We start from the raw sequence: 21,079 nt of genomic DNA, 5'->3' as shown, positions 1-21,079 counted from the left end.
TGGAGGATGTCAACTAGTAGTGTAAGGTAACTAATCGAGGAGAGACCCCATGTCCACGGATACGACACACCCCAACCAGCAGCCAACGATCGGCGTCGATGCGAGCCCACTCGAACACTACTCGGCGGTTCGAACGGAATCCGACCAACTGATCGTCTACGACGAACGCGACGAGGACGCCTGGGTTCAGTCGGATGACTGGATTGACGCGCTCACGGTGGCGTGACCACTCGTTTTTCGAACTCGAGTTCAGTTCATCGGTGGTGATGATCGCCATCGTCACCGCGAGTGAATCCTCCGGAAAACGCGCGCTGGACGACTTCGGGCAGTGCCGGATGGATGTGCACAGCGTCGCGAATGTCCTGTACCGTCCCCGTCCCGGCTTTCATCGCGACGACGACTTCCTGAATAAGCGACGACGCCTCCGGGCCGATGATGTGACAGCCGAGAATCTCGCCTTCCAGATCGATAAGTACCTTCACGAACCCCTCGGCGTGCATCGCGTCGCCGCGAGCGGTGTTTTCATAGCGATAGGTATTCGTCGCATACTCGTGACCCGCAGCGCGGAGGTCCTGCTCGAGCGCGCCAACTCCCGCAACCTCGGGTGAGGCGAAGACAGCGAACGGCATCGCACTGTAGTCGACTGGCTGCAGCTCGTCGCCGAAGATGTTCCGGACGGCCGTTCGCGCCTCGTGGTTTGCGCTGTGTTTCAGCAGGTATTCGCCGACGATGTCGCCGAGTGCCCACACGCCGTCGGCAGTAGTCTGTAGGTACTCGTCGGTCTCGATGAAGCCACGGGTGTCAGTCTCGACGCCCGTTGCCTTGGGGTTCAGCGTATCCGTGTTGGGAACGCGCCCCGCCGCGATGAGCAACTCGTCTCCAGACACTGTCACGGGGGCTTCGTCCTCGAGAATACCGCCATTGGGGCCGTACTCGTACGGCCGCGCCTCGACAGTCACTGCACCGTTGGCTTCTGAGACTGCCGTTGCAGCGTGTCCTGTGTGCACAATAAAACGATCGGCGTATCGGTCGGTAAACGCCGCTGCGACCTCTTCGTCGGCCTCTGGAAGAAGGGTCGGGCGGCGGCCGATGATCGTCACATCGGTCCCGAACGTCCCGAAGAAGTGGCCGAGTTCGGCCGCAATGTAGCCACCGCCGACGATGATGAGGTGGTCAGGTTGTGACTCGAGTTGGAGGGCCTGGGTGCTCGTCAGGTAGTTCGTCTCCTCGAGACCGTCGATATCCGGAACCGACGGTCGGGTTCCCGCGGCGATCAGGACGGTGTCCGCTCGCAAGCGCGTCCCGTCGTCCTCGCCGCCGGAGATTTCGACGGTCCGCTCGTCAACGAACCGGCCTTCTCCCTCGAACAGTTCGTGAGCGGACGACGAGCGCAGTCCGCGGCGGATCGATTCCGCATCGGCTTCGACCTCCTCGTTGACGTCGCGGACGATCTCGTCAAAGGCGACATCGTTGACATCCGCGTCGATGTGAAACTCATCGGCACGCTCGATCGTTTCCAGAACGTCCGCGTGATACAACAGCAGTTTCGAGGGGATGCAGCCACGGTTGAGACACGTGCCACCGAGTGGTCCCTTTTCGACCACGGCAACGGACTGTCCTTGATTCGCCGCGACGTTTGCGACATCGAGCCCGGAGCCCGACCCAATGACCAGAAAATCGAATTCGTCCATGTACACATACCAGACGCGCATGGCTAATGAAACTCCGAGTTACGAACCAGTAACTCGGTTCGGTGGCGCGTCGTCGTGTTGACGCTCGCTCGGTCACTGTCTGCCGACGAGTGCGTGTTCGCCTTCGACCGCAACTCGGCAGCAGTTGCTGAAACGTCCTGTGAGTCGACTGCACCTTCGGCCTCGAGGTCCGTGAGGGATTTTGGGAACTCGCGGAGACTTTTGTGAAGTGCGATACCCGCCTTCGCCCCCTGCCCCATCGCAACGGGAATCTGGTTGTGTCCGGGGGGCAGGTCGCCGACAGCGAACAGGCCATCGACAGACGTGCGGCCGTAATCGTCGACGACGACTGTGCCGTCGTCCGCGAGTTCTGCGTCGAGCGACGTCGCCAGGTCGTTGTTGGACTCGGAACGAACGTCGGCGGACACGTGAATAGTGAAGCGTGATTTCAAGTTACCAAACGTAACTAGAGTACAATACGTAACTATATGCCGATCCAGTACGAGTACAGATACATGAGCGAGCCGACACAGAAACTGGAAATCTGGTGTGCAGGCAAAGACTGGTGTCCCGTCACGGCGACCGCGACGCTGATCGGAAAAAAGTGGCACACTGTCGTGCTCCACCGACTGCTTGATAACGGACCGCTTGGATTCAATGCGCTCAAAGACGAAGTCGGCGGGATCTCGAGTAAGGTCCTCTCGGACGTGCTCGAGGATCTCGAACAGAAGCAGCTCATCAACAGGGAGATCGTCAACGAGAAACCGGTCCGCGTCGAGTACTCGCTGACCGACGTCGGCGAATCACTCGAGTCGGTGATCATGGAGATGGCTGACTGGGGGCAAGAACACCTGATGCCTGCAGCGACCGAAGACAGTTCGATCGTATAAGATGACGGCTCTGTTGAAATCCTTAGTGAGTTACAGGTTCAGTCGGTAGTTTGAGTAGATGCAGACCCTCCCAAAGTCTCGACTGCTCCGATTTGTCGAGGAAGCATTTCAGTTAGCGAAACGTACCGTAGCTCGATACTCCTCGAAGTTCTCGAAACAACGCTACACGCTCCATCAGCACATCGTTCTCCTCTGCCTCAAGGTTCGGAAGAACACGACCTATCGTACACTCCTTGACGAACTCATCGAGATGCCCCGTATTCGGAACGCGATCAATCTCACTGAACTGCCAGCCCCATCAACACTGTGCAAAGCGTTCGATAGACTCGATATGGCAGTCTGGCGAGTGCTGCTCAATCTCTCTGTTTCACTGCTCCCGACCAACGGCGTTGCGGGGATCGATGCTTTGGGATTCGACCGCAGTCACGCCTCGAAACACTACACGAAACGAGCCAAACTCACGATTCAGCAACTCAAGGTAACGTTGCTGGTCGATTCCAAAGTGAACGCAGTCCTTGATCTCCACGTGACGACGACACGAAAACACGATAGCCAGATCGCTCCATCGTTAATCAAACGCAACCCCGAGGCTATCGATATCCTGCTCGGGGACAAAGGCTACAACGACCAGAAAATTAGACGGCTTGCCCGTCAACACCAGATTCGCCCACTAATCAAGCATCGTGAGTTCACATCGCTTCACAAGGCATGGAATGCTCGCTTAGACGCAGACCTCTACGGCCAACGGAGTCAATCAGAGACAGTCAACTCAACACTCAAGCGGAAGTACGGCGCGTTCGTCCGTTCACGACGCTGGTGGAAGCAGTTCCGTGAACTCACTCTTGCGTGTATCGTCCACAATCTTGACCAAGCAATCTAACGACCAGTACAGTGTATAGGGGTAGCATTTTACCCTATTTGTAACGACAATTATTATAGGGAATGAAATATAAATACGGGTGTGAAGCTGTTAGAACTCTTAGGTGGTATTTTTCTCGTATTAGCTGGCGTTCTTGAGCTTAGTAGTCAGTATTGGGGTCTGGGTGGCGAGACTATGTTTAAACAGCGAGAGAATCCTGCCGTTCACGGCGGGCGTGAATCGCGTCGGTCGACTACGCAATCCACGAACTACAACCGACTGAATACCCCACGAAACAACGTTTAATACAATTGGCCTCATTGTATCAGGTGAGGCCAAATGAAGTACAACCTTCAAAAAGGGTCGCACACAGTCTACGCGCTCCAATATCACTTTGTGACCGTCACGAAGTACCGTTCGACCATCCTCACCGAAGAAATCGCGGAACGTATCGGTGAGATTGCGAACGAACTCTCGGAGGACTTCGGGGTTGAGATTCAGAACGTGAACGGTGGGGCCGACCACGTTCATATCCTGTTCACTGCGAAACCGACCACCGACATGACGAAGTTCATCAACTCGCTGAAGGGCGTCACGTCGCGGAAGGTTCGCAGTGAGTATCCCGAAGTGAAACAGACACTCGAAGGTTCGTTCTGGCAACCGGGGTATTTCCTCGCCAGCACCGGGCAAGTGAGCATCGACGTCCTCATGGACTACGTGGAGGATCAGTGATGTCTGGTACGGCAAACAAGACGCTCGAGGCGACTCTTGCCCCGCCGACAGCCCACAAAGAGGAGAAGCTTCAGGACACGCTCGAGACTTATCGTGAGGCACTGCAAGATGCGTTCGACTCTGGCGCGGATACGATGGGCGGTGTCTCCGAAGTAGTGACGCCGTTTGACCTTCCGTACCAAGCGAAGGCTGCGCTCTGTAGCTACGTCAAGAAGCTCCGAACGACGTACAACGCTCGTGAGATTGACGACGAACACCCGCTCCGTCTGACGAACCAAGCTGCAAAGTTCGACCACTCAAGCGAACGTGAGCACGAGTTCACGTGGTGGGCACCGCGACCGGGGCGCGGAACGAACTTCTGGATTCCGCTCCGAATCAATCCGGAGCAAGAATCACTTTGGCACGATCTCCTCAACGGGGACGCGAAGGCCGGACAGATTCGACTTCAGCGCCACCGGAAGAACTGGGTACTTCACGTCACCGTCGAGTACCCAATCGAGGAACCGACGACAAACGGTGACACCACACCAGTCGGGCTTGATATCGGTGAGACTGCGCTGATTACGGCCTGTGGCCTTAAGCACGGTACACCGACAAGACCCGTTCTCTGGAGTGGCAAGCGTGCGAAACACCTCCGAAAGGAAATGTCGACCACGCTTCAGCGACTACAGGAACGCGATGCTGAATGGCGCATTGACGAACGGTTCGACTACTACCAGAACGTACTCACGGATATCCTCGAGAAGGCCAGCTGTGAGGTTGTCGAATACGCTGGCACCTTCGAGAACCCGGTGATGGTGATGGAGGATCTGACGTACATCCGTGAGAACTTAGACTACGGGAAGTACATGAACCGGCGACTTCACGCATGGGCCTTTGCACGGCTTCAGGGTCGTGTTGAGGACAAAGCGAGAGACGCCGGTATCCCAATCAAATACGTGAATCCAGCCTACACGTCGCAGACGTGCCACGAGTGCGGACACATCGGAAAGCGAAGTACACAAGCGGAACTCCGATGTACGAACGATGATTGTCACGTCTCGACGTTTCAGGCAGATATCAGTGCAGCAGCAAGCATCGCTAAGCGGGTTGATCCGTGGGGAGAGAGCGTTCCTTGGAAACCGGAACGCAATGACTCGCCTCGGGATGGGAGCGGTAGTGACACCGCCGTAAGATCACCCAAGCCGAGCGTACCTACGCAAATGACGCTTGGAGCGTATGAGTCTTAAAACCTTACCGGCAAACCCGGTATTCCTACTGCGTGGGAAGCCTCGCCGTTTACGGCGAGGAGGATGTCACTGGGACTGTTGGTGCTGTTATTTTCATCAGTATTGGACTGCTCTGGTTATATCGAGTACCATAGAGACGATGCTCAGTACGCTTGTGTAGTGTACAGTAGATTCACGCGAATACATATCTAAAGAATAGGGTTTCAACAGAGCCAAGATGACCCGATTCCCAGACACACCGATCACGAACTCGTCAATGACGCTCTCGAGGACGTCGCCCTCACGAACTGCCCACCGTTTTCGGTGACGTCTCGAACGGACACCCCACTGCAGTTCTCAGAGAGGGGTGAGGAACCCGTAACCCCGTTACCTGTCCGTTCGCGTGCATTTTTATGAATCGCAACGGTAGTAGAACGTGTAATGACGAACGCAGCAATCGTAATCCTTGCAGGGACTGAATCGCACGCTGACGCGGGTCGTCTGGTAAACGGACTCGAGGCAGCAAAGGAATTCGCACAAACAGATGGCGACGACGTCGAACTCATTTTCGATGGGGCGGGAACGCAGTGGATTCCAGAACTGGAAGACGAAGAAAGCGACTATCGCGAGCTGTATCAAGCCGTTCGAGAAGACGCCGCAGCGTGTGACTTCTGTGCAGGTGCGTTCGGTGTCGAAGACGCAATCAACGAGACGGACATTGTGACGCTCGATGATCACGATGGTCACCCGAGCGTTCGATCACTTGTCGATGATGACTACGAAATTATTACATTCTGACCTGAAAACGACGGTCTCGATACCGGCAGTGGCTTCGGCCTAATCAACAACGACTCCTCGAACGCCTACCGGGCGGTTCGGCGCCTGTCCGGAGTCACTCACCGAAGGTCACTCGTGTGGTTTCTTCGGTCGTCTGTTCGAAGTAATCAGTCGCCGTGATCGTCACCTCGTACTCCGTTTCGGAGCCGTCGCCGTCACGATCCTGAAGCGAATCCGTGCCCGATGCTTCTTCGTCCCGTGCCATCGAACTCGAGTCGTCGACGACCTCGGAGTCACCAACACGATGTAACTCGAGGACGACACCGTCGAGTTCACCACCCTCGTCGGAGACAGCCCAGTCGACGACGGCTTCGGGCGATCCGAGGAAGTCGTCGGTCGTGACCTCGAACTGGTCGATGCTCGGTGCCGGCGATCGCTCGTCAAGGGTGATGCGGTCGGTCTCCTCGGTGACGTTGCCCTCGCTGTCGGTAACCGAAAGCGTCACGTCGTAGGCTTCGCCGGCTCCCTCGAGGCGGTCGCTGTGTCGGACCGTGTGGACGCCGCTTTCTTCGCCGGCTTCGATTTCCGTTGCGACGCGGTGGAGCACATCGTCCTCGTCGGCGTACCGTAACTCGGTGGCGACGAGCTCGAGTGCATCGTCGCGATCCGAGACGCCCCAGTGGATGTTACACCGGACGAACTGGTTCGTACTGTCGTCGGCGAGCTCGAATCGGTCGATCGCCGGCAGTCCCGGCTCCGGATCGGTTTCGAACGCCACCGCATCGCCTGTCTCTCGGTTCTCGCCACTCTCGGCGACCGCCCGGACCTCGTACTCGGTTTCGGGTTCGAGACTCGAGAGTGTGTCTTCGAACGCCCCGATCGCCTCGAGGGACTGGGATTCAGTCGGCTCCCACTCGTCGTCGCCCTCGACCCGGACGCTACAGGAGACAGCAACCGAGTCGGTGTCGCCCATTCCCTTGAGGTTCCCGGCGACCGTGGCCGACCGATGATCGACGACGTCGACGTCCTCGATTTCGACGGCGAGTTCCGCGAGCCCGGTCCTGAACGTCTCGACGTTCGCCCTCGTGGTCTCATCGTCGTCGTCCACGAGTGCCCGGACATCGTACGCGGTGTCGGGATCCAGCCCGTCGACTGTGGTACTGAACGTGTCTCCCTCGAGCGTCTCCGATTCGGTTTCAGTCCATTCGGAGCTGTCAGCGTCACGCCACTGAAACGAGACCACAGCGGTGTCAGCATCCTCGAGCGACCTGACCGATCCGTTGAGCGTCGCCGTGTCCGCCCGAATGTCGGTGACGTCCTCGGTGACGACAGGCTCGAGTTCCTCGAGGGCGTCAAAGGCATTGAGGAGGCCGTACCCTTGTTCGTCGTCGTCGAAGCCGAGGTCGTCGGCAGTCTCCTGGAGGATACCACGGACGCCACCGGGATTATCGGCGTCGTCCGTGTTTTCGACGTGTGGGAGACCGCGGCTCATTAGCTGAGCCCCAATGGCTGCGACGTGGGGCGCCGCCATGGACGTGCCGCTCATGTAGGTGTACTCGTCTCCGGGCCGAGTCGACAGCACGTCCTCGCCTGGAGCGACGAGTTCAACGCTGTCGCCGCGGGCTGACCAGTCCGGAACCTCGTCGCGGTCGTTCGTCGCGCCAACGGCGATACACTGCTCGTAGCCGGCAGGGTAGTCGACCCCGCCCATCGAGCCCTCGTTGCCCGCTGCGGCGACGACGAGCACCCCGCGCTCGTAGGCGTATTCGATGGCGTCCTCGAGCACCTGTGCCTCATCGCTCCCGCCAAGGCTCAGGTTGATGACGTCGACGTCGTTGTCACCACACCACTCGATGGCGGCAGCGATGTCCGAATCGTAGCCGGAGCCATCGCCTGCGAGAACTTTGAGCGCACAGAGGTTGACCTCGGGAACGACGCCGATGACGCCGACTCCGTTGTCCAGTGCCCCGACAGTTCCCGCACAGTGGGTGCCGTGGCCGCTCTCGTCGTCCCAGTCGGTGGCACAGCCGGCTCCGTTACACTCGGCAAACGCCTTGCCCTCGTCAACCTCGAGACACTCATGTTCTGGATCGATCCCAGAATCGAGAATCGCGACGGTCGCCCCGTCGCCGGTCTCCCCCATCCCGTGAAAATCGGTGGCTCCGATGCGTTCGACGCCCCACGGCGACCGCTGTCCGTCCTCGATTTGCACTGCTTCGGACGGGGAGACGGCACTGTGGACCTGTGGTCGGCGGACGTGATCTCGCTCGACGTACCTCACGTCGGAGCGACCCTCGAGGTCCTGGCACATCTCGTCGTCGAACGCCCCAACGACGACGCTCCCTGCCGACGCGAACTCCATCGACCGGTACAGCTGCGTTGCGTTCTGGGAGACGCTCGCAGCCGAGGTTCCCGACTCGAGGCCGACAACGTAGCGCTCGAGATTGTCGTCGCCGTTCCCTTCTGTTTCGTCCCCGGAAACGGTCCCGATACCAAGGGCGCTCGAGAGAGCGACGCCGATCGTGCCGAGGATACCCCGTCGGGAGAGTCCACGGGAGCAAAGCAGCGCCGAAACGCCGAGCAGAGGCAGCAACACCCCCGACGACGCTGTCCACCAGCGGCCAGTCGTGTCCTCATCACGGTCAGGAGAAATCGTTGGCGTCAGTTCTTCGTCAATCGGGTCGGAACTTCCCTGTTCGGTCATATCGTTCTCGGTTCTGGCTCATTCGGCTACCAACAAGACCATCACTGCAACATGAACTGGTATCCAGATTATTGTGAATCGATCCGAATAGTGGTGTGGTTTATATAATGGGCCACAGGCCGCAGAACCGCTCGAGGAAGCGACGGTTGGTCCTCAATCCAAGTACGTCGGGTGGACGAATCGACGGTCGTTGGCTCCGGCTTTCTACGTCTAGAGCGCCTCCTTTCGAGAGTATGAGTAGCGGCGACACCGTTGATATCGAACGCCGTCTCACTGAACTCGAGGCGCTCTGTCGACCCCCGACGAGCGACGGCCCGGCGACGGACCGGATACAGGGCGTGTGCGACGCGATCGTCGAGATTCTCGCAACCGGGGACGCGGTCGCCGCCGTCTATCTCTACGACGAGCGCGGGGACGTACTCTACCGGCGAGCCGGATCACCCCACCGCGAGACGTGGGACGCGACGGTGTCACTCGAGCGGACGGCGACGCCTGTGTGGCAGGCATTCGTCGAGCGCGATCCTGTGTTCGTCGCTGACCTCCTGCCCCGTCCGGCAGGACTCGTCCAGAACCCGGACCACGCCCGCGGGACGGTGGCTCCAATCGGCTCCCACGGCATCGTCCTCGCCGGCACGACGGAAACAGAGCGACCAACACGGCTCAGTCACGCGTTCACACGGCTTGTTGGAACCACCGCCGGGACGGTACTGGACCGCATCGATGATGAACGGCGAGTCGACGACTGTAAGCGACAACTCGAGACATCGACGGCCGCTAGCGAGCGACTCGTCGCCACAAACGCGCTCCATCACGACGTCGGCCGAACGATCCGAACGGCGTGGACTCGTGCGGACCTCGAGGCGCGCGTCTGCGAACGGATCGTGACGGACGAACGCTACGCATTCGCCCGGATCGCCGAGATCGATGAGGTAACCGAACAGGTATGCGATCGGGTGCAGGCTGGCATCGAGAAGGGCTACCTCGAGGGTCTCAAGAGTGATGCCGACACTCTTGTCGACGATGGCGAACCGATGGCCACCACGATCCGAACTCTTGAGACCCACACCGTCTCTCACCTGCTTGGAGACGACACCGGCGAACGCTGGCGACGTGATGCAATCACGCGGGGCTACCGATCGGCCATTGGAGTCCCCCTCGTCTTCCGGGAACGGTGCTACGGTGGTCTGGTGGTGTACAGTGACCGAGCAGCTGCGTTCGACGGAATGGACGAAGAGGTCTTTTTCGAGCTCGGTGCAGAAGTCGCCCACGCGATCAATGCTCTCGAGGCGAAGACCGCCCTCGTTAGTCGTGGCGGCGTCGAACTCGAGTTTCGAGTCCGTGACCAGGAGTTCCAATTTCTCGAGTGGACGCGAGAAACCGGCTGTACGTTCGAGTTCGAAACGGTTGTCTCACGCCCTGATGGATCGATCCACGGGTTCTTCACCATCGACGGGGCTCCCGCCGAAACGATTCTCGAGCTCGCAAGTCGGTCACCGGCCGTCACCGAAACCCACCTCGTCACGGAACGGGACGGCAAACAGCTGTTTGAGTGTACCTTCACCGAGGACAGCGTCGTCGCCCAGTTGCTCGAGTATGGCGTCGTTCCACGATCGATTTCGACGTCCAAGGCTGCTGCCCGTCTGGTCGTCGCCCTCCCGGAGAGCACGAGCGTTCGGCTCTTCGTTGACGTGTTCAGTCGCCTGTATCCCGACTCGGAGCTGATCCGTCGCCAGGATCACGAGTACGTCGCCCGCACTCCCTATGGGTTTCTTGCGGAACTCGAATGCAAGCTGACAGCGAAACAGCTCGAGGCTCTCGAGACGGCGTTCGTCAGCGGCTACTTCGAAGTGCCACGTGACACGACTGGTGCCGACGTTGCCGCGATTCTCGACATTTCCCAGCCAACGTTCAACAATCATTTGCGCCTCGCCCAGCGGAAACTGCTCTCGATGGTCTTTTCTGAGCGAGCGTTCCGTGGAACGTGAGCAACTCCAATGTGGGTCCGCGATGGTTGGTACGGACTGACGACGAAAATAGAGCATCCGCCCGCATCTTTAGGCGCGGTGAGGATGTCAAGTGGGCTCACCCAACAGATGTAGGTCCGACAACACCCAACCACATAGGTGGACAACTCTCGATGATGCATGCCATATGTGAGCGTATAGTACCTGTCGAACCCCATCGGCAGCCCATCTAACTGGGACCGGGCAGATCCGTTCGATCGGTACTATCCCTCACCAATGACCTCACATATCAAACTATACGGCTCGAAAAGCGACCGATTCGAAGAAATCAAAACCAATCTCGAACAACAGCTCGGATACGAACCGTCGAATCCCGAAGTCGTTGGCCTCATTATGGCCACCTACGAGACGGACGAGACCAGCGCGCTCAAAGTCGACAATGCGCTCCTGTGAGAACTGCGGAAGCGCCCTCTCTCGAGCGTACGCTCGCGTACTGGGCGACAACAACGACGGCGTGAGTGCATGTGTACACTGTGTACGGCTGGAACGGCAGCGCTGAGTGTCAAGAGAAACCGAGTTGCTATTTTGGCGATTGTTCGACCCGCCGAGCTTTCGGAGCACACCGGAGGTGCCGTCTTCGTCTAGCGGAGTTTCCAGAAGACCCGTCGATCCTCCCCCCACTCTCCGAAGTCGAACACCCAGTACAGCTCGGCTGCCCCCTCCTCGAGCTGGTAGGCGACTTTCCCCTCGTGTTCGTCGCCGGCTTCCAAGACCTCCTCGTCGAACCCCTCGAGTGCCCGCACCACTCCTGGTGCGTCCGCGTACTCCCGCCCGAACTCGTCTTTGAGTCGTGCCTGTCCCGGCGAGAGCGTTCGATCCCGTCCGCTTCCGTTCTCGAGGCTAACACCGACAGCGACGACCTCGGTCCCCGCATCGGACTGCATGAACCCGCCGAGATTGTTCCCCTGCTCGAGAGTCGTCACCGTGACTTCGACGCCGGCTGACTCGACCCCCTGAGAGAACCCGAGTGCGTCGACGTCTTGCTCGAACGTTACGGGCTCGTCGGCCGCTGCCTCGAGATCAACGACGGCCGTCTCGCCTCCAATCAACGAGTCGATCTCGAGCACGAGCATGTCAGCGTCGTCGTCGACCTCGTAAACGATCTCGCCGCGTGTGAGTTCGCCGGGCGCGAGGCGACTCTGGGTCGGGTCGCCCGGCTCGTCGTCGAGTGCGCTGGCGCGCTCGTAGGATTCGCCGTCAGCGTCGACATCGCCGTTGTCATCCCCGTCGGCGATTGCGACGGTAACCGCCTCGTTGACGGCAACCACGTCCTCGCCGCCGGTGTACTGGACCGCGACATCGACAGCCGCAAACACCGTTCCGCTGTCCGCCTCGAGCAGGTCGCCGTCTCCGCGCGCCACGTCGTCGACTCGATCGACGTCGGCAACAACCAACTGAAGGTCGCCAATCTCAAGCACCTCACCAATCTCGAGGGATTCGTCGGCGTCCTGTGCTACCGATTCGGTCGTGTCGTCCGCCGTTTCGGCGTCGGATTCGTCTTCCGACGCATCGTTCGTCTCCGTGTCGGCCGTGCTCTCGTCGTCTGTTTCGGGTTCGTCGGGGTCGGCGTCCCCGTTACCACCACAGCCGGCGACAGCGACCGTTCCACCTGCGACCAGCGCGATATACGTTCGACGATCGATACGTTTCATACTGATACACCAGTCAGGGATCGGCAAGTACAGTGGGTGAAACGTATCGTCGGGCCGGGGAGAAACGAGGGGAATGGCGTTTGATCGTCGCTGCCCTGTCGGTTCGAACTCGTTCGATACCCCGTTTCTTCGACCGGTCTTCATACCCGTTCGAGGCCCAGTCTCGTATCTAGGCCCATGACAACCTGCCCCTACTGCGGCGACTCCGTTCCCGATCATAGGTACGGCGGCCACCTCGAGCGAGTACACGCCGACGAACTGACAGCGATCGACAGACGACGTGTTGACCTCACAGAAGACGGATCGAACCGTCGGCCCCTGCTACTCTACGCTGGCGCTGGGATCGTCCTCGTCCTCTTCGTGATCGGGTACGCGGCGGTGTTTCTCGGTCCCGGTACGGCTGCCAGTTCTGCCGCCATCCAGCCTGATCCGTCGGCTCCGATACACGAACACGGGACACTGACCGTCCAGTACGACGAGACAGTCGTCGCGTTCGACGACCCGGAACTCACCGAGCGCGATAATTGCTTCCACTTTCACGATCACGACAATGGCGAAATCTGGCACGCCCACTGTGCAGACGTGTCCATCGAGTACGCACTCGAGACGCTCGATATGGACGTGACTGCCGAGAGCGCAACTATCGATGGTCAGACGTTCGACGAGGCCGATGGTGACACTGTTTCGGTCACTGTCAACGGTGAGGACGTCGATCCCCAGGAGTACATCCTCGAAGGCGTCGAGTCGGTCGACGATGCTACCGATGGAGCCGGAGACCACGTCGAGATCGTCGTCACATCAGGTGACTGATTACTGCTTGAGTCCGTTTAACCACGCCCGTCCACACCGACCGGCGTTCGACCCGGTTCTTCTCTACCCTTCGTCGTCCCCTTTTGAAGGGCAGTGCTGAAGAACGTATAGTCTAGAGAACTATCCGCGCTAGACGTGACGGATAGACTAGATATTGGAAAGAAAATATGGTGAGTAACATTGGTGTCCTCACGTTGGCCGCCCTCCTGGTGTTGGCTGGCGTCGTCGCTGCGACTGGCGGCGTCTCCAACGGTGACCAGACTGTCGTCTACTCGTTAGATGACGAGCGGTGTGACGTGACTGAACACTTAGACGAAACCCTCGACGTTACGAATGAACTCGAGGAAAGCGAGAGTCAAAGCGAGAGCGACCGTGATCGATCGAATAACGATCACCGAGAGAACGAACGTGACCGCGATGTCAGCGAGCGCGATAGCGAACGCGACAGCTCGAGCGCACTCGACGAGAGCGACCGCGACACGAGCGAGCGCGACAGCAGTCACGACAGCGAGTACGACCGTGACGGAAGCGAGTCCGAAGTCAACGACCGCGACGAACAGCGCGACGCGAGCAGCGAGCGCGATGTCCGCGACGTCGACGAGCGCGACCGCACCGTCAACGAGAGTGAGGTCGACGACACGGATGTCGAGATCGACGAAAGCGCAAGCGACAGCGAACGCGATGTCACTCAAAGCGACGCGGCTGAGTCCGACGCCGATAGTACGCACAGTGAGACCGACTCGAGTGCAAGCGACAGCGACGCTGCGGAGCATGAGGCTGGTGCGAGCGAGCATGCAAGCGACGCAGACGAGCGTACGAGCTCCACCGACGACAGCGAGCGCGACCGCAGTCAGTTCGGCGTCGACTACGACGACACGGAGCGCGACACGAGCGAGCATGACCGCAGCGACGTCGAATCGTCCGACAGCGAGCGTGGCGCCGACGACCGTGACCTCGACGAGAGTCGCTCGGACGTGAGCGAACGCGATGCCAGCGCGAGCGACAGTGACGAGCGCGACAGCGAACACGACGCCACCTCGAGCGACGAGAGCACGACCTCTGACAGCGAGAGCGAGTCGGAACGGATCGACGCAGACCGATTCGACCGCGACGACGATGGCGACGCACACGAGCGCGCTGACGCCGACAACGAGGCTGAACACGACGAATCCGCCTCCAGTGAGGAGACGACACGCGAAGCCGAACACGAGGCGAGCGAATCGGACAGTGCGGACAGCGCAAGCGACGAGCGCGACGCTGATCAGTCCGAACGTGACCGCAGCGAGTTCACCAGCGAGTCGTTCCTGGGCGAGACTTTCGAGTCGGTCCTCGACGAACACGAGGAGACCCGACAGGGAAGCGAGGAGGGACTCGACGAGAGTGAGCGTGACGCGAGCAGCGCGGAGCGTGACAGTTCCCGGAGCGACTTCGACGCCGAAGAGTTCGAACGCGACAGTAGCGAATCCGCGAGCGACCACCGTGACAGGACGCTCGACACCACCGACAACGACACCGAACGCACGGAGAGCGACCGAAGCGAACGCGGTAGCGACAGCGAGCGCGACCGCAGCGAGCGCGACGGCAGTACACACTCCGACGAACGTGACGAGAGTGAACGCGACCGCAGCGAGTCGACGGACTCCGAACGCGACGCCGCGAGCGAGAGCGATACCGGGACGGACACGCGCGAAGACACCGACACTGAACGCGAACGGGTCAGTGACCGTGACAGCAGCCGTGACGACAGCGAGCGCGACCGCAGCGAGCGGTCCGACGAGAGCGAACGTGAGAGTCAGCGTGATCTCAGCGAGAGCGAACGCGATCTCGAGACTCGAGACAGCGATCGCAGCGACTCCGAGACGGATTCCGAGAGCGATCGCGTCCAGAACGAACGCGACCAGACCGAACGCGAGCAGACGACCGATTCGGACTGTGAGACGATCTCCGAACGGCTGATCGTCACCGGCGACAGTCCTGCCGAACTCGAGCAAAAAGGTATTCTCGTCGAGAACGACGACGGCAGCTTCGACGTCGACGTCAGTAAACTCGAGTGAGACGAACACCGAACGAACGTCGTTCGGCCCGTGGCTGTAGTTTTTTGACGGATCGATTGTACGAGCCACCGCTCAGACGGATGACGGCCCGTTCGTGAGCAGATCGGTCCCGAGATGCCACATCTCTCCCGTATCTCCCCGTGGCTTCGTCTCAGATTTTTAAGATACCTTCTCGGAGAAAGTAGTGACCTACAGCATAGGTTCGAGCAAAGTATGATCCAGAAACTAACAGTCCTCACAATGATCGGCCTGTTGCTGCTGGCCGGCGCGGCCGGCGCAAGCGGCGTGGCAGGAGCGCAGGTAACCGATCGGTGTGACGAAGGGGAACACGTCGACGACGAGACATCGTCGTTCGACGAGGACGAAGAATACGAGAGTGACAGTAGTAGCGAGCGGGATCGATCCAGCAGCGACCTCCGAGAGAGTTCGAGCGATTCGGATGTGAGCACAAGCGACAGTGTGAGTGACAGCTCAAGCGACGCAGACGCAAGCGACGTCGAGGTGAGCGAGCGCGACAGCGCGAGCGACTCCGACTCTGACCGTGACGGGAGTTCCCTCGAAGTGAACGACCGCAACGAACAGTCCGACTCGAGCAGCGAGCGCGACGTCAACGATGTCGACGTGAGCGACCGCGACGTGAGCGAGAGCGCGGTCGACGACACGGACGTCCAGATCGACGAAGACGAGAGCGATCTCGACCGTGACGTCAGCGACCGCGAGGACAGCGAGGCCGACCGTGACAGCACACACAGCGAGACCGACTCGAGTGCGAGCGACAGCAGCTCCGACGCGAGCGACGCGAGCGCAAGCGACAGCGCGAGCGACCTCACAGAGAGTGACAGCACGTCCGACGAGAGCGCAAGCGACCGCAGCGAGGACGTCGTCGATTACGACGACTCCGATATCGACGTCAGCGAGTCCGACTCGAGTTCCGTCGACGAGAGCGACACCCGAAGCGATCTCGACGAGAGCGCCTTCGACGAGAGTGAGCGCTCCGAGAGTGCCAGCGACGTCAGCGATCAGGATCACGACCTCGACGAGAGCGACAGCGAGGAAAGCGCGAGCGACGAAAGCGAGAGTTCCGAGAGCGAGAGTGACTCCTCGACCGACGAGCGTGACGAAGTCGACCGTGGCGCGAACGACCGCGACAGCTTCGATCGCATCGACAGTGACTCCGACTCCGACGCCGAGGAGAGCGAAGCGAGTAGCTTTGACGCGAGCGAGAGCGACCGCAGCGTCAGCGAGAGCGCCTTGGAACAGAGCGACCGTGACGAACTCGAGAGCGACCGCACCCAGAGCGACCGCACCAGCTCCGACGCTGACAGCGACCGCAGTGAGAGCGACGAGTCCGCCTTCGACGCGAGCCAGAGCGATCGTCAGGGCTCCGAGAGTTCCCTTGACGAGAGCGACCGCGACGCAAGCAGTGCCGACAGCGATCGGGCCGAAAGCACGGCCGATAGAAACGAGAGCACAAGCGACAGCAGCGACTCCCAGAGTGACCAACAAGACACCAGCTTAGACACCACGGACAACGACACCGAACGCAGTAGCAGCGCAAACGACGAGAGCGAAGTCTCGAGCGACCGTACCTACAGCGAGAACGACCAGAGCACGACCACTGACGAGAGCGACGCGAGCGAGACCGACCGCAGCGAGCACAGCGACTCGGCACTCGACACCGACAGTGAGAGTGACACTGGCACTGACACCATCGAACAAAACGACGTCGAGAGCCAATCGAGCAGCGATCGAGACAGCCAGTCCGACCGCAGCGAGTCCGACCGCAGCGAGAGCGTCGACGACAGCGAGTCCGAGAGCACCCTCGACGAGAGCGACAGCGACCACGATGTGGACCAGCGGGACAGCACCCGTAGCGACTCCGACACCGACTCCGAACGCGCCAACTTCGAGAGTTCGAGCGACGAGAGTAGCTTCGAAGAGTCCTACGACTCCAACTGTGGCCATGGCGACTCCAGTTCGAACAGCGACAGCAGTTCCGACAACATCGAGCGCTCCGGCACATCCTCGAGCATCGGCACGGCAGTCGGTAACCTCCTGTCCGCCATCGGCGTCTAGAGACCCGATTGCAGAACCATCCGTTCTTTTTTACGCCATCGAATTCAGCGAATCGCAATACCACGTCAGGATGTAGTGTCTCGCTGTCTTCCAGAAATCAGTCAATCGGGTTCGTCATCGCCGAATTCCTCACAGGTGCAGTCATGATTGTTCCAGCGTGACGCCTCGAGCGACGTGATGGGGTGGGCAGTGACGGTCAGTGGCTACTATACCCACGAGGACAGCACGGCAGGGGATCCCACGCGAGCATCAATCAAACAAGAAGGTTTTCGTCCCTGTTGTTGGGTACAATTCAATGGTGTAGTCCGCTACCCGAACGTATTCGTAGCCGAATGGTTCCATGTCCTCCCGATAAACTCCCTTGCTTCGACTGGGGTTTAGGTTCGACGTAGCCGCTTCATTCGATGACACGAACGGTCAGAGCCGTGTCCAAAAGATCGTTATGATGACCCAGCAACTCCAAACACGACCTGGAAGACAACCCCGTGACGACAAACAAGAGGCTTGGAAACAGTTTTGCAGAACGGGATGTGTCGTCCTCGGATACGCACACGTGATCGCCAGAGAAATGAAGATGAGTCGTGCTCGCGACGATCAAGAGTGGAACGAATCCGCGTGACCGAACGCATCGATCGCATCGCCAAAATCGAATTGAGCGTACAAAACGCTTACTGGCAGGTCCTATGACGACACACATCAAACTGCACGGATCAAAGGCTCAACGGTTCGAAGCAGTCAAACTCGAGTTAACCGAACAAATGGGCTACGAACTGAGTAATCCGGAAGTCCTCGGCCTCTTGATGGCAGGGTTCGATACAGATGAACCGTCGACTGAGTGACGTCTTCCAGCTCCTGAAGGGCGTGACTCCCCACGCCAACGCTTGCTTGGTTGGAAGATTTACCAAAAATGAGGCGAGAATGCCCCGTCCTCAAGGAGCGAACGGAGCATCGCGGGGGTGAGCGAGTAGGAAGGGGATGAATCGTCGCTCGAAATGCAAACGATACAACCCTTGACGTCCTCCTGCGCCTAAATGAAGTCTCGACTAAAGAAGCAGCCATCAAGAAGCAGCCGACCGGCGAGTGGTTCGTCTCCTTCGGACTCGAAACTGACGACGCCGACATCCCCAAAAAAACCTGTGTTAGCGCTCTGTCTGCCCAAATAAGTCGAATCGAAGATGGACCGTTCGTGGGTTGATCAGCCCGAGGAGACGCTATCTGACCCGTATCTCCCCGTGGCTTCGTCTCCAGTTTTTAAACTCCTCTGGCGGAGAGAGCAGTGACCTTCGGTACAGGGTTAGAGAAACGAATGTTACAGAAACTAGCAATTTTCACAATGATTGGCCTCTTGGTGTTGTCTGGAGCGGGCGGGCTAGCAGCAGCCCAGACCGGCGTCAACATGCAAGTGAACGATCGATGTGATGATGGCGAACACACAGACGACAGTACGTCATCGTTCGACGAGGAAGAAGACAGTGAGAGTGACAGTAGTAGTGAGCGGGATCGATCGAGTAGCGATCTCCGAGAGAGTTCGAGTGATTCCGATCTGAGTTCGAGCGACAGCGCGAACGACAGTTCGGGTGCCGCAGACGAAACCGATCTCAATCAGAGCGACCGCGACAGTTCGAGTGATTCGGACGTTGATCGTGACGGTAGCTCCGTCGAAGTGAACGACCGCAACGAACAGTCCGACTCGAGCAGCGAGCACGATGTCAGCGACATCGACGACAGTACCCGTGACGTCAGCGAAAGCGTGGCCGACGACACGAACGTCGAAATCAACGAGGACGAAAGCGACCTCGACCGTGACGTCAGCGACCGCGAGGACAGCGAGTCCGACCAAGACAGCACACTCAGCGAGACCGACTCGAGTGCGAACGACAGTGCCTCTGACGACGCTGACTCGAGTGCGAGCGACAGTTCGAGCGACTCCGATGAGCGTAACAGCGTCTCTGACGCAAGCGAGCGCAACTCGAGTGCGAGCGATATCGATCACGACGACACTGACGTCGACGTGAGTCAGTCCGACTCGAGTTCCGTCGATGTGAGCGACAGCCGAAGCGACCTCGACGAGAGCACCTTCGACGAGAGCGAGCGCGATGCGAGTGAACGCGACGTGAGCGATCACGACCGTGACGAGGACGAGAGCGACTCCGACGAGCACGCCTCCGACGAGAGCGACAGCTCCGAGAGCGCCAGCGCATCCGACCACGACGAGAGTGACTCGGTTGACCGTGGTGTCCAAGACCGCGACAGCTTCGATCTGACTGACAGCGACAGCGACTCCGACGCTGATGAGAGTTCCCAGAGCGACAGTGACGCAAGCGCCAGCGACCGTAGCGTGAGCGAGAGCGCCTTCGACGAGAGCGACCGTGACGCAAGCGAGAGCGACCGCACACAGAGTGACCGCTCGAGCGCCGACAGCGACAGCGACACGAGCGCATTCGACGAATCTGACTTCGACTCGAGCCAGAGCGACCGTCAAGGCTCCGAGAGCGCGTTCGACGAAAGCGACCGCGACGCGAGCAGTTCCGACAGCGATCTGACCTCCAGCGACTCCGACAGCGATCAAAGCGACAGCAACAGCAGCGACTCACAGAGTGACCAACAAGACAGTAGCCTAGACAGCACGGACAACGACACCGAACGCAGTAGCAGCGCAAACGACGAGAGCGAAACCTCGAGTGACCGTTCCTACAGCGAGACCGACCAGAGCACGACCACTGACGAGAGCGACCTGAGCGAGAACGATCGCAGCGAAAGCAGCGACTCGGCACTCGATACCGACAGTGACAGTGATACTGGCTCTGATACGATCGACATCACTGACGTCGAAAGCGAGTCCAGCAACGATCGGGACAGCGCCTCCGACACCAGCCAGAGCGATCGCAGCGAGAGTAGCGACGACAGCCAGAGCGACAGCAGCCTCGACACCAGCGAGGGTGACCACGATGTCGACCAACGCGACAGCACCCGAAGCGACTCCGACACTGACTCCGAGCGTGCCAGCTTCGAGAGTTCAGTCGACGACAGTAGCTTCGAAGAGTCCTACGACACCAACTGTGGCCACGGTGGCTCCAGCTCTGACTCGAACATCGGCGCCGCAGTCGGCAACCTGCTGTCCGTCGTGATGGGCTAAACGCGAGTATTGACCCGTCCGATCCTTTTTGTTGTACTCTCACACTCAGTCCGTTTCCAAGCGTCGGCTGCTGAGTGAAACCGGATGAATACCATCGGTATGCCCGTCAGTTCAGGCTTGGAACGCCACTCAGTGACGGGCCTGACGGAACAGCTACGTTTCCAGAACGAGACACTCCGTTCACAGTGAGCATACGACCTTACCAGTGGAGTCCGTCCATTCGGTATGGGACTCGAATCTTACTTCGAAGATTTCGCGCGTCGAGACTGGCAAGAGACCGATCCTGACGGGACCGTCCGACTGGCAATCGTCGGTATCGGTGGGTTCGCACGCAACCCGCCTTGCCTGCCATCGACACGAGCGACTACTGCAACACGACGGTTCTAGTGACTGGATCGACCGATTCTTCCATCGAGATCGCGGACGAGTACGACGTCGAAACAGTGACTTCCTCCCACGAGTGAAC

Annotated in this window: 17 protein-coding genes and 1 pseudogene; 14 read left to right on the top strand and 4 right to left on the bottom strand. The window is 59.4% G+C overall.

Translation table 11 applies throughout. The annotated features are described in order from the left end of the window. Positions 1 to 49: 49 nt before the first annotated feature. On the top strand, positions 50 to 226 hold the full coding sequence (locus tag ACERJA_RS19770) for a hypothetical protein (protein ID WP_161569813.1): 177 nt from the start codon (positions 50 to 52) through the stop codon (positions 224 to 226). A gap of 28 nt (positions 227 to 254) precedes the next feature. On the opposite strand, the gene ACERJA_RS19765 is transcribed toward ACERJA_RS19770, so the two are convergent. Beyond that, complete coding sequence (locus ACERJA_RS19765; protein ID WP_373609918.1) at positions 255 to 1,691, bottom strand: dihydrolipoyl dehydrogenase; 1,437 nt, start codon at positions 1,689 to 1,691, stop codon at positions 255 to 257. 92 nt (positions 1,692 to 1,783) lie between these two features. Next, positions 1,784 to 2,101, bottom strand: a pseudogene (locus tag ACERJA_RS19760) (FAD-dependent oxidoreductase); the annotation flags it as partial. 105 nt (positions 2,102 to 2,206) lie between these two features. Here ACERJA_RS19760 and ACERJA_RS19755 point away from each other — a divergent pair. From ACERJA_RS19755 to ACERJA_RS19735, 5 genes are all read left to right on the top strand, one after another. Beyond that, positions 2,207 to 2,581: a winged helix-turn-helix transcriptional regulator gene (locus tag ACERJA_RS19755; RefSeq protein WP_373609917.1), complete on the top strand. Its 375-nt coding sequence runs from the start codon at positions 2,207 to 2,209 to the stop codon at positions 2,579 to 2,581. A gap of 58 nt (positions 2,582 to 2,639) precedes the next feature. After that, positions 2,640 to 3,461 (top strand): IS5 family transposase, encoded by an 822-nt coding sequence (locus ACERJA_RS19750; protein ID WP_373609916.1) that lies wholly within the window; start codon positions 2,640 to 2,642, stop codon positions 3,459 to 3,461. Between the two features lie 318 nt (positions 3,462 to 3,779). Then, the gene (gene tnpA / locus ACERJA_RS19745) at positions 3,780 to 4,172 is read left to right on the top strand and encodes an IS200/IS605 family transposase (protein ID WP_076609221.1); all 393 of its coding nucleotides are present in this window, start codon (positions 3,780 to 3,782) and stop codon (positions 4,170 to 4,172) included. Beyond that, positions 4,172 to 5,401: an RNA-guided endonuclease TnpB family protein gene (locus tag ACERJA_RS19740; protein ID WP_076609222.1), complete on the top strand. Its 1,230-nt coding sequence runs from the start codon at positions 4,172 to 4,174 to the stop codon at positions 5,399 to 5,401. Before tnpA ends, ACERJA_RS19740 begins: the two co-directional genes overlap by 1 nt. A gap of 420 nt (positions 5,402 to 5,821) precedes the next feature. Beyond that, a complete protein-coding gene (locus tag ACERJA_RS19735; protein ID WP_373609915.1) occupies positions 5,822 to 6,178 on the top strand; it encodes a hypothetical protein in 357 nt (118 codons plus the stop codon). A 94-nt stretch (positions 6,179 to 6,272) separates the two neighbouring features. On the opposite strand, the gene ACERJA_RS19730 is transcribed toward ACERJA_RS19735, so the two are convergent. Next, complete coding sequence (locus ACERJA_RS19730) at positions 6,273 to 8,861, bottom strand: S8 family serine peptidase (RefSeq protein WP_373609914.1); 2,589 nt, start codon at positions 8,859 to 8,861, stop codon at positions 6,273 to 6,275. 233 nt (positions 8,862 to 9,094) lie between these two features. Between ACERJA_RS19730 and ACERJA_RS19725 the strand changes: the two genes are divergently transcribed. Together ACERJA_RS19725 and ACERJA_RS19720 are read left to right on the top strand one after the other, a co-directional pair. Then, the gene (locus tag ACERJA_RS19725) at positions 9,095 to 10,846 is read left to right on the top strand and encodes a bacterio-opsin activator domain-containing protein (RefSeq protein ID WP_373609913.1); all 1,752 of its coding nucleotides are present in this window, start codon (positions 9,095 to 9,097) and stop codon (positions 10,844 to 10,846) included. Positions 10,847 to 11,101: 255 nt separating this feature from the next. Then, on the top strand, positions 11,102 to 11,278 hold the full coding sequence (locus ACERJA_RS19720) for a hypothetical protein (protein WP_169331120.1): 177 nt from the start codon (positions 11,102 to 11,104) through the stop codon (positions 11,276 to 11,278). Between the two features lie 188 nt (positions 11,279 to 11,466). Here the strand turns inward: ACERJA_RS19720 and ACERJA_RS19715 are convergent, their stop codons facing one another. Further along, on the bottom strand, positions 11,467 to 12,537 hold the full coding sequence (locus ACERJA_RS19715) for a DUF4352 domain-containing protein (protein WP_373609912.1): 1,071 nt from the start codon (positions 12,535 to 12,537) through the stop codon (positions 11,467 to 11,469). Between the two features lie 177 nt (positions 12,538 to 12,714). Between ACERJA_RS19715 and ACERJA_RS19710 the strand changes: the two genes are divergently transcribed. From ACERJA_RS19710 to ACERJA_RS19685, 6 genes are all read left to right on the top strand, one after another. After that, the gene (locus ACERJA_RS19710) at positions 12,715 to 13,347 is read left to right on the top strand and encodes a hypothetical protein (RefSeq protein ID WP_373609911.1); all 633 of its coding nucleotides are present in this window, start codon (positions 12,715 to 12,717) and stop codon (positions 13,345 to 13,347) included. 167 nt (positions 13,348 to 13,514) lie between these two features. Next, entirely contained in the window at positions 13,515 to 15,401 is a 1,887-nt protein-coding gene (locus tag ACERJA_RS19705) for a hypothetical protein (protein WP_373609910.1), read from the top strand. Positions 15,402 to 15,614: 213 nt separating this feature from the next. Next, positions 15,615 to 17,477 carry a hypothetical protein gene (locus tag ACERJA_RS19700; RefSeq protein WP_373609909.1) on the top strand — a complete coding sequence of 621 codons (1,863 nt, stop codon included), beginning with the start codon at positions 15,615 to 15,617 and terminating at the stop codon, positions 17,475 to 17,477. A gap of 683 nt (positions 17,478 to 18,160) precedes the next feature. Further along, complete coding sequence (locus tag ACERJA_RS19695; RefSeq protein WP_169331121.1) at positions 18,161 to 18,316, top strand: hypothetical protein; 156 nt, start codon at positions 18,161 to 18,163, stop codon at positions 18,314 to 18,316. A 494-nt stretch (positions 18,317 to 18,810) separates the two neighbouring features. Continuing rightward, positions 18,811 to 20,613: a hypothetical protein gene (locus ACERJA_RS19690; RefSeq protein ID WP_373609908.1), complete on the top strand. Its 1,803-nt coding sequence runs from the start codon at positions 18,811 to 18,813 to the stop codon at positions 20,611 to 20,613. 225 nt (positions 20,614 to 20,838) lie between these two features. Then, positions 20,839 to 21,000: a hypothetical protein gene (locus ACERJA_RS19685; RefSeq protein WP_373609907.1), complete on the top strand. Its 162-nt coding sequence runs from the start codon at positions 20,839 to 20,841 to the stop codon at positions 20,998 to 21,000. Positions 21,001 to 21,079: the final 79 nt, after the last annotated feature.

It is taken from the genome of Natronorubrum sp. A-ect3 (genome assembly GCF_041821125.1).
In the GTDB taxonomy this organism is placed as follows: Archaea; Halobacteriota; Halobacteria; order Halobacteriales; family Natrialbaceae; genus Natronorubrum; species Natronorubrum bangense.
This window is presented reverse-complemented; position numbering and strand designations above follow the sequence as displayed.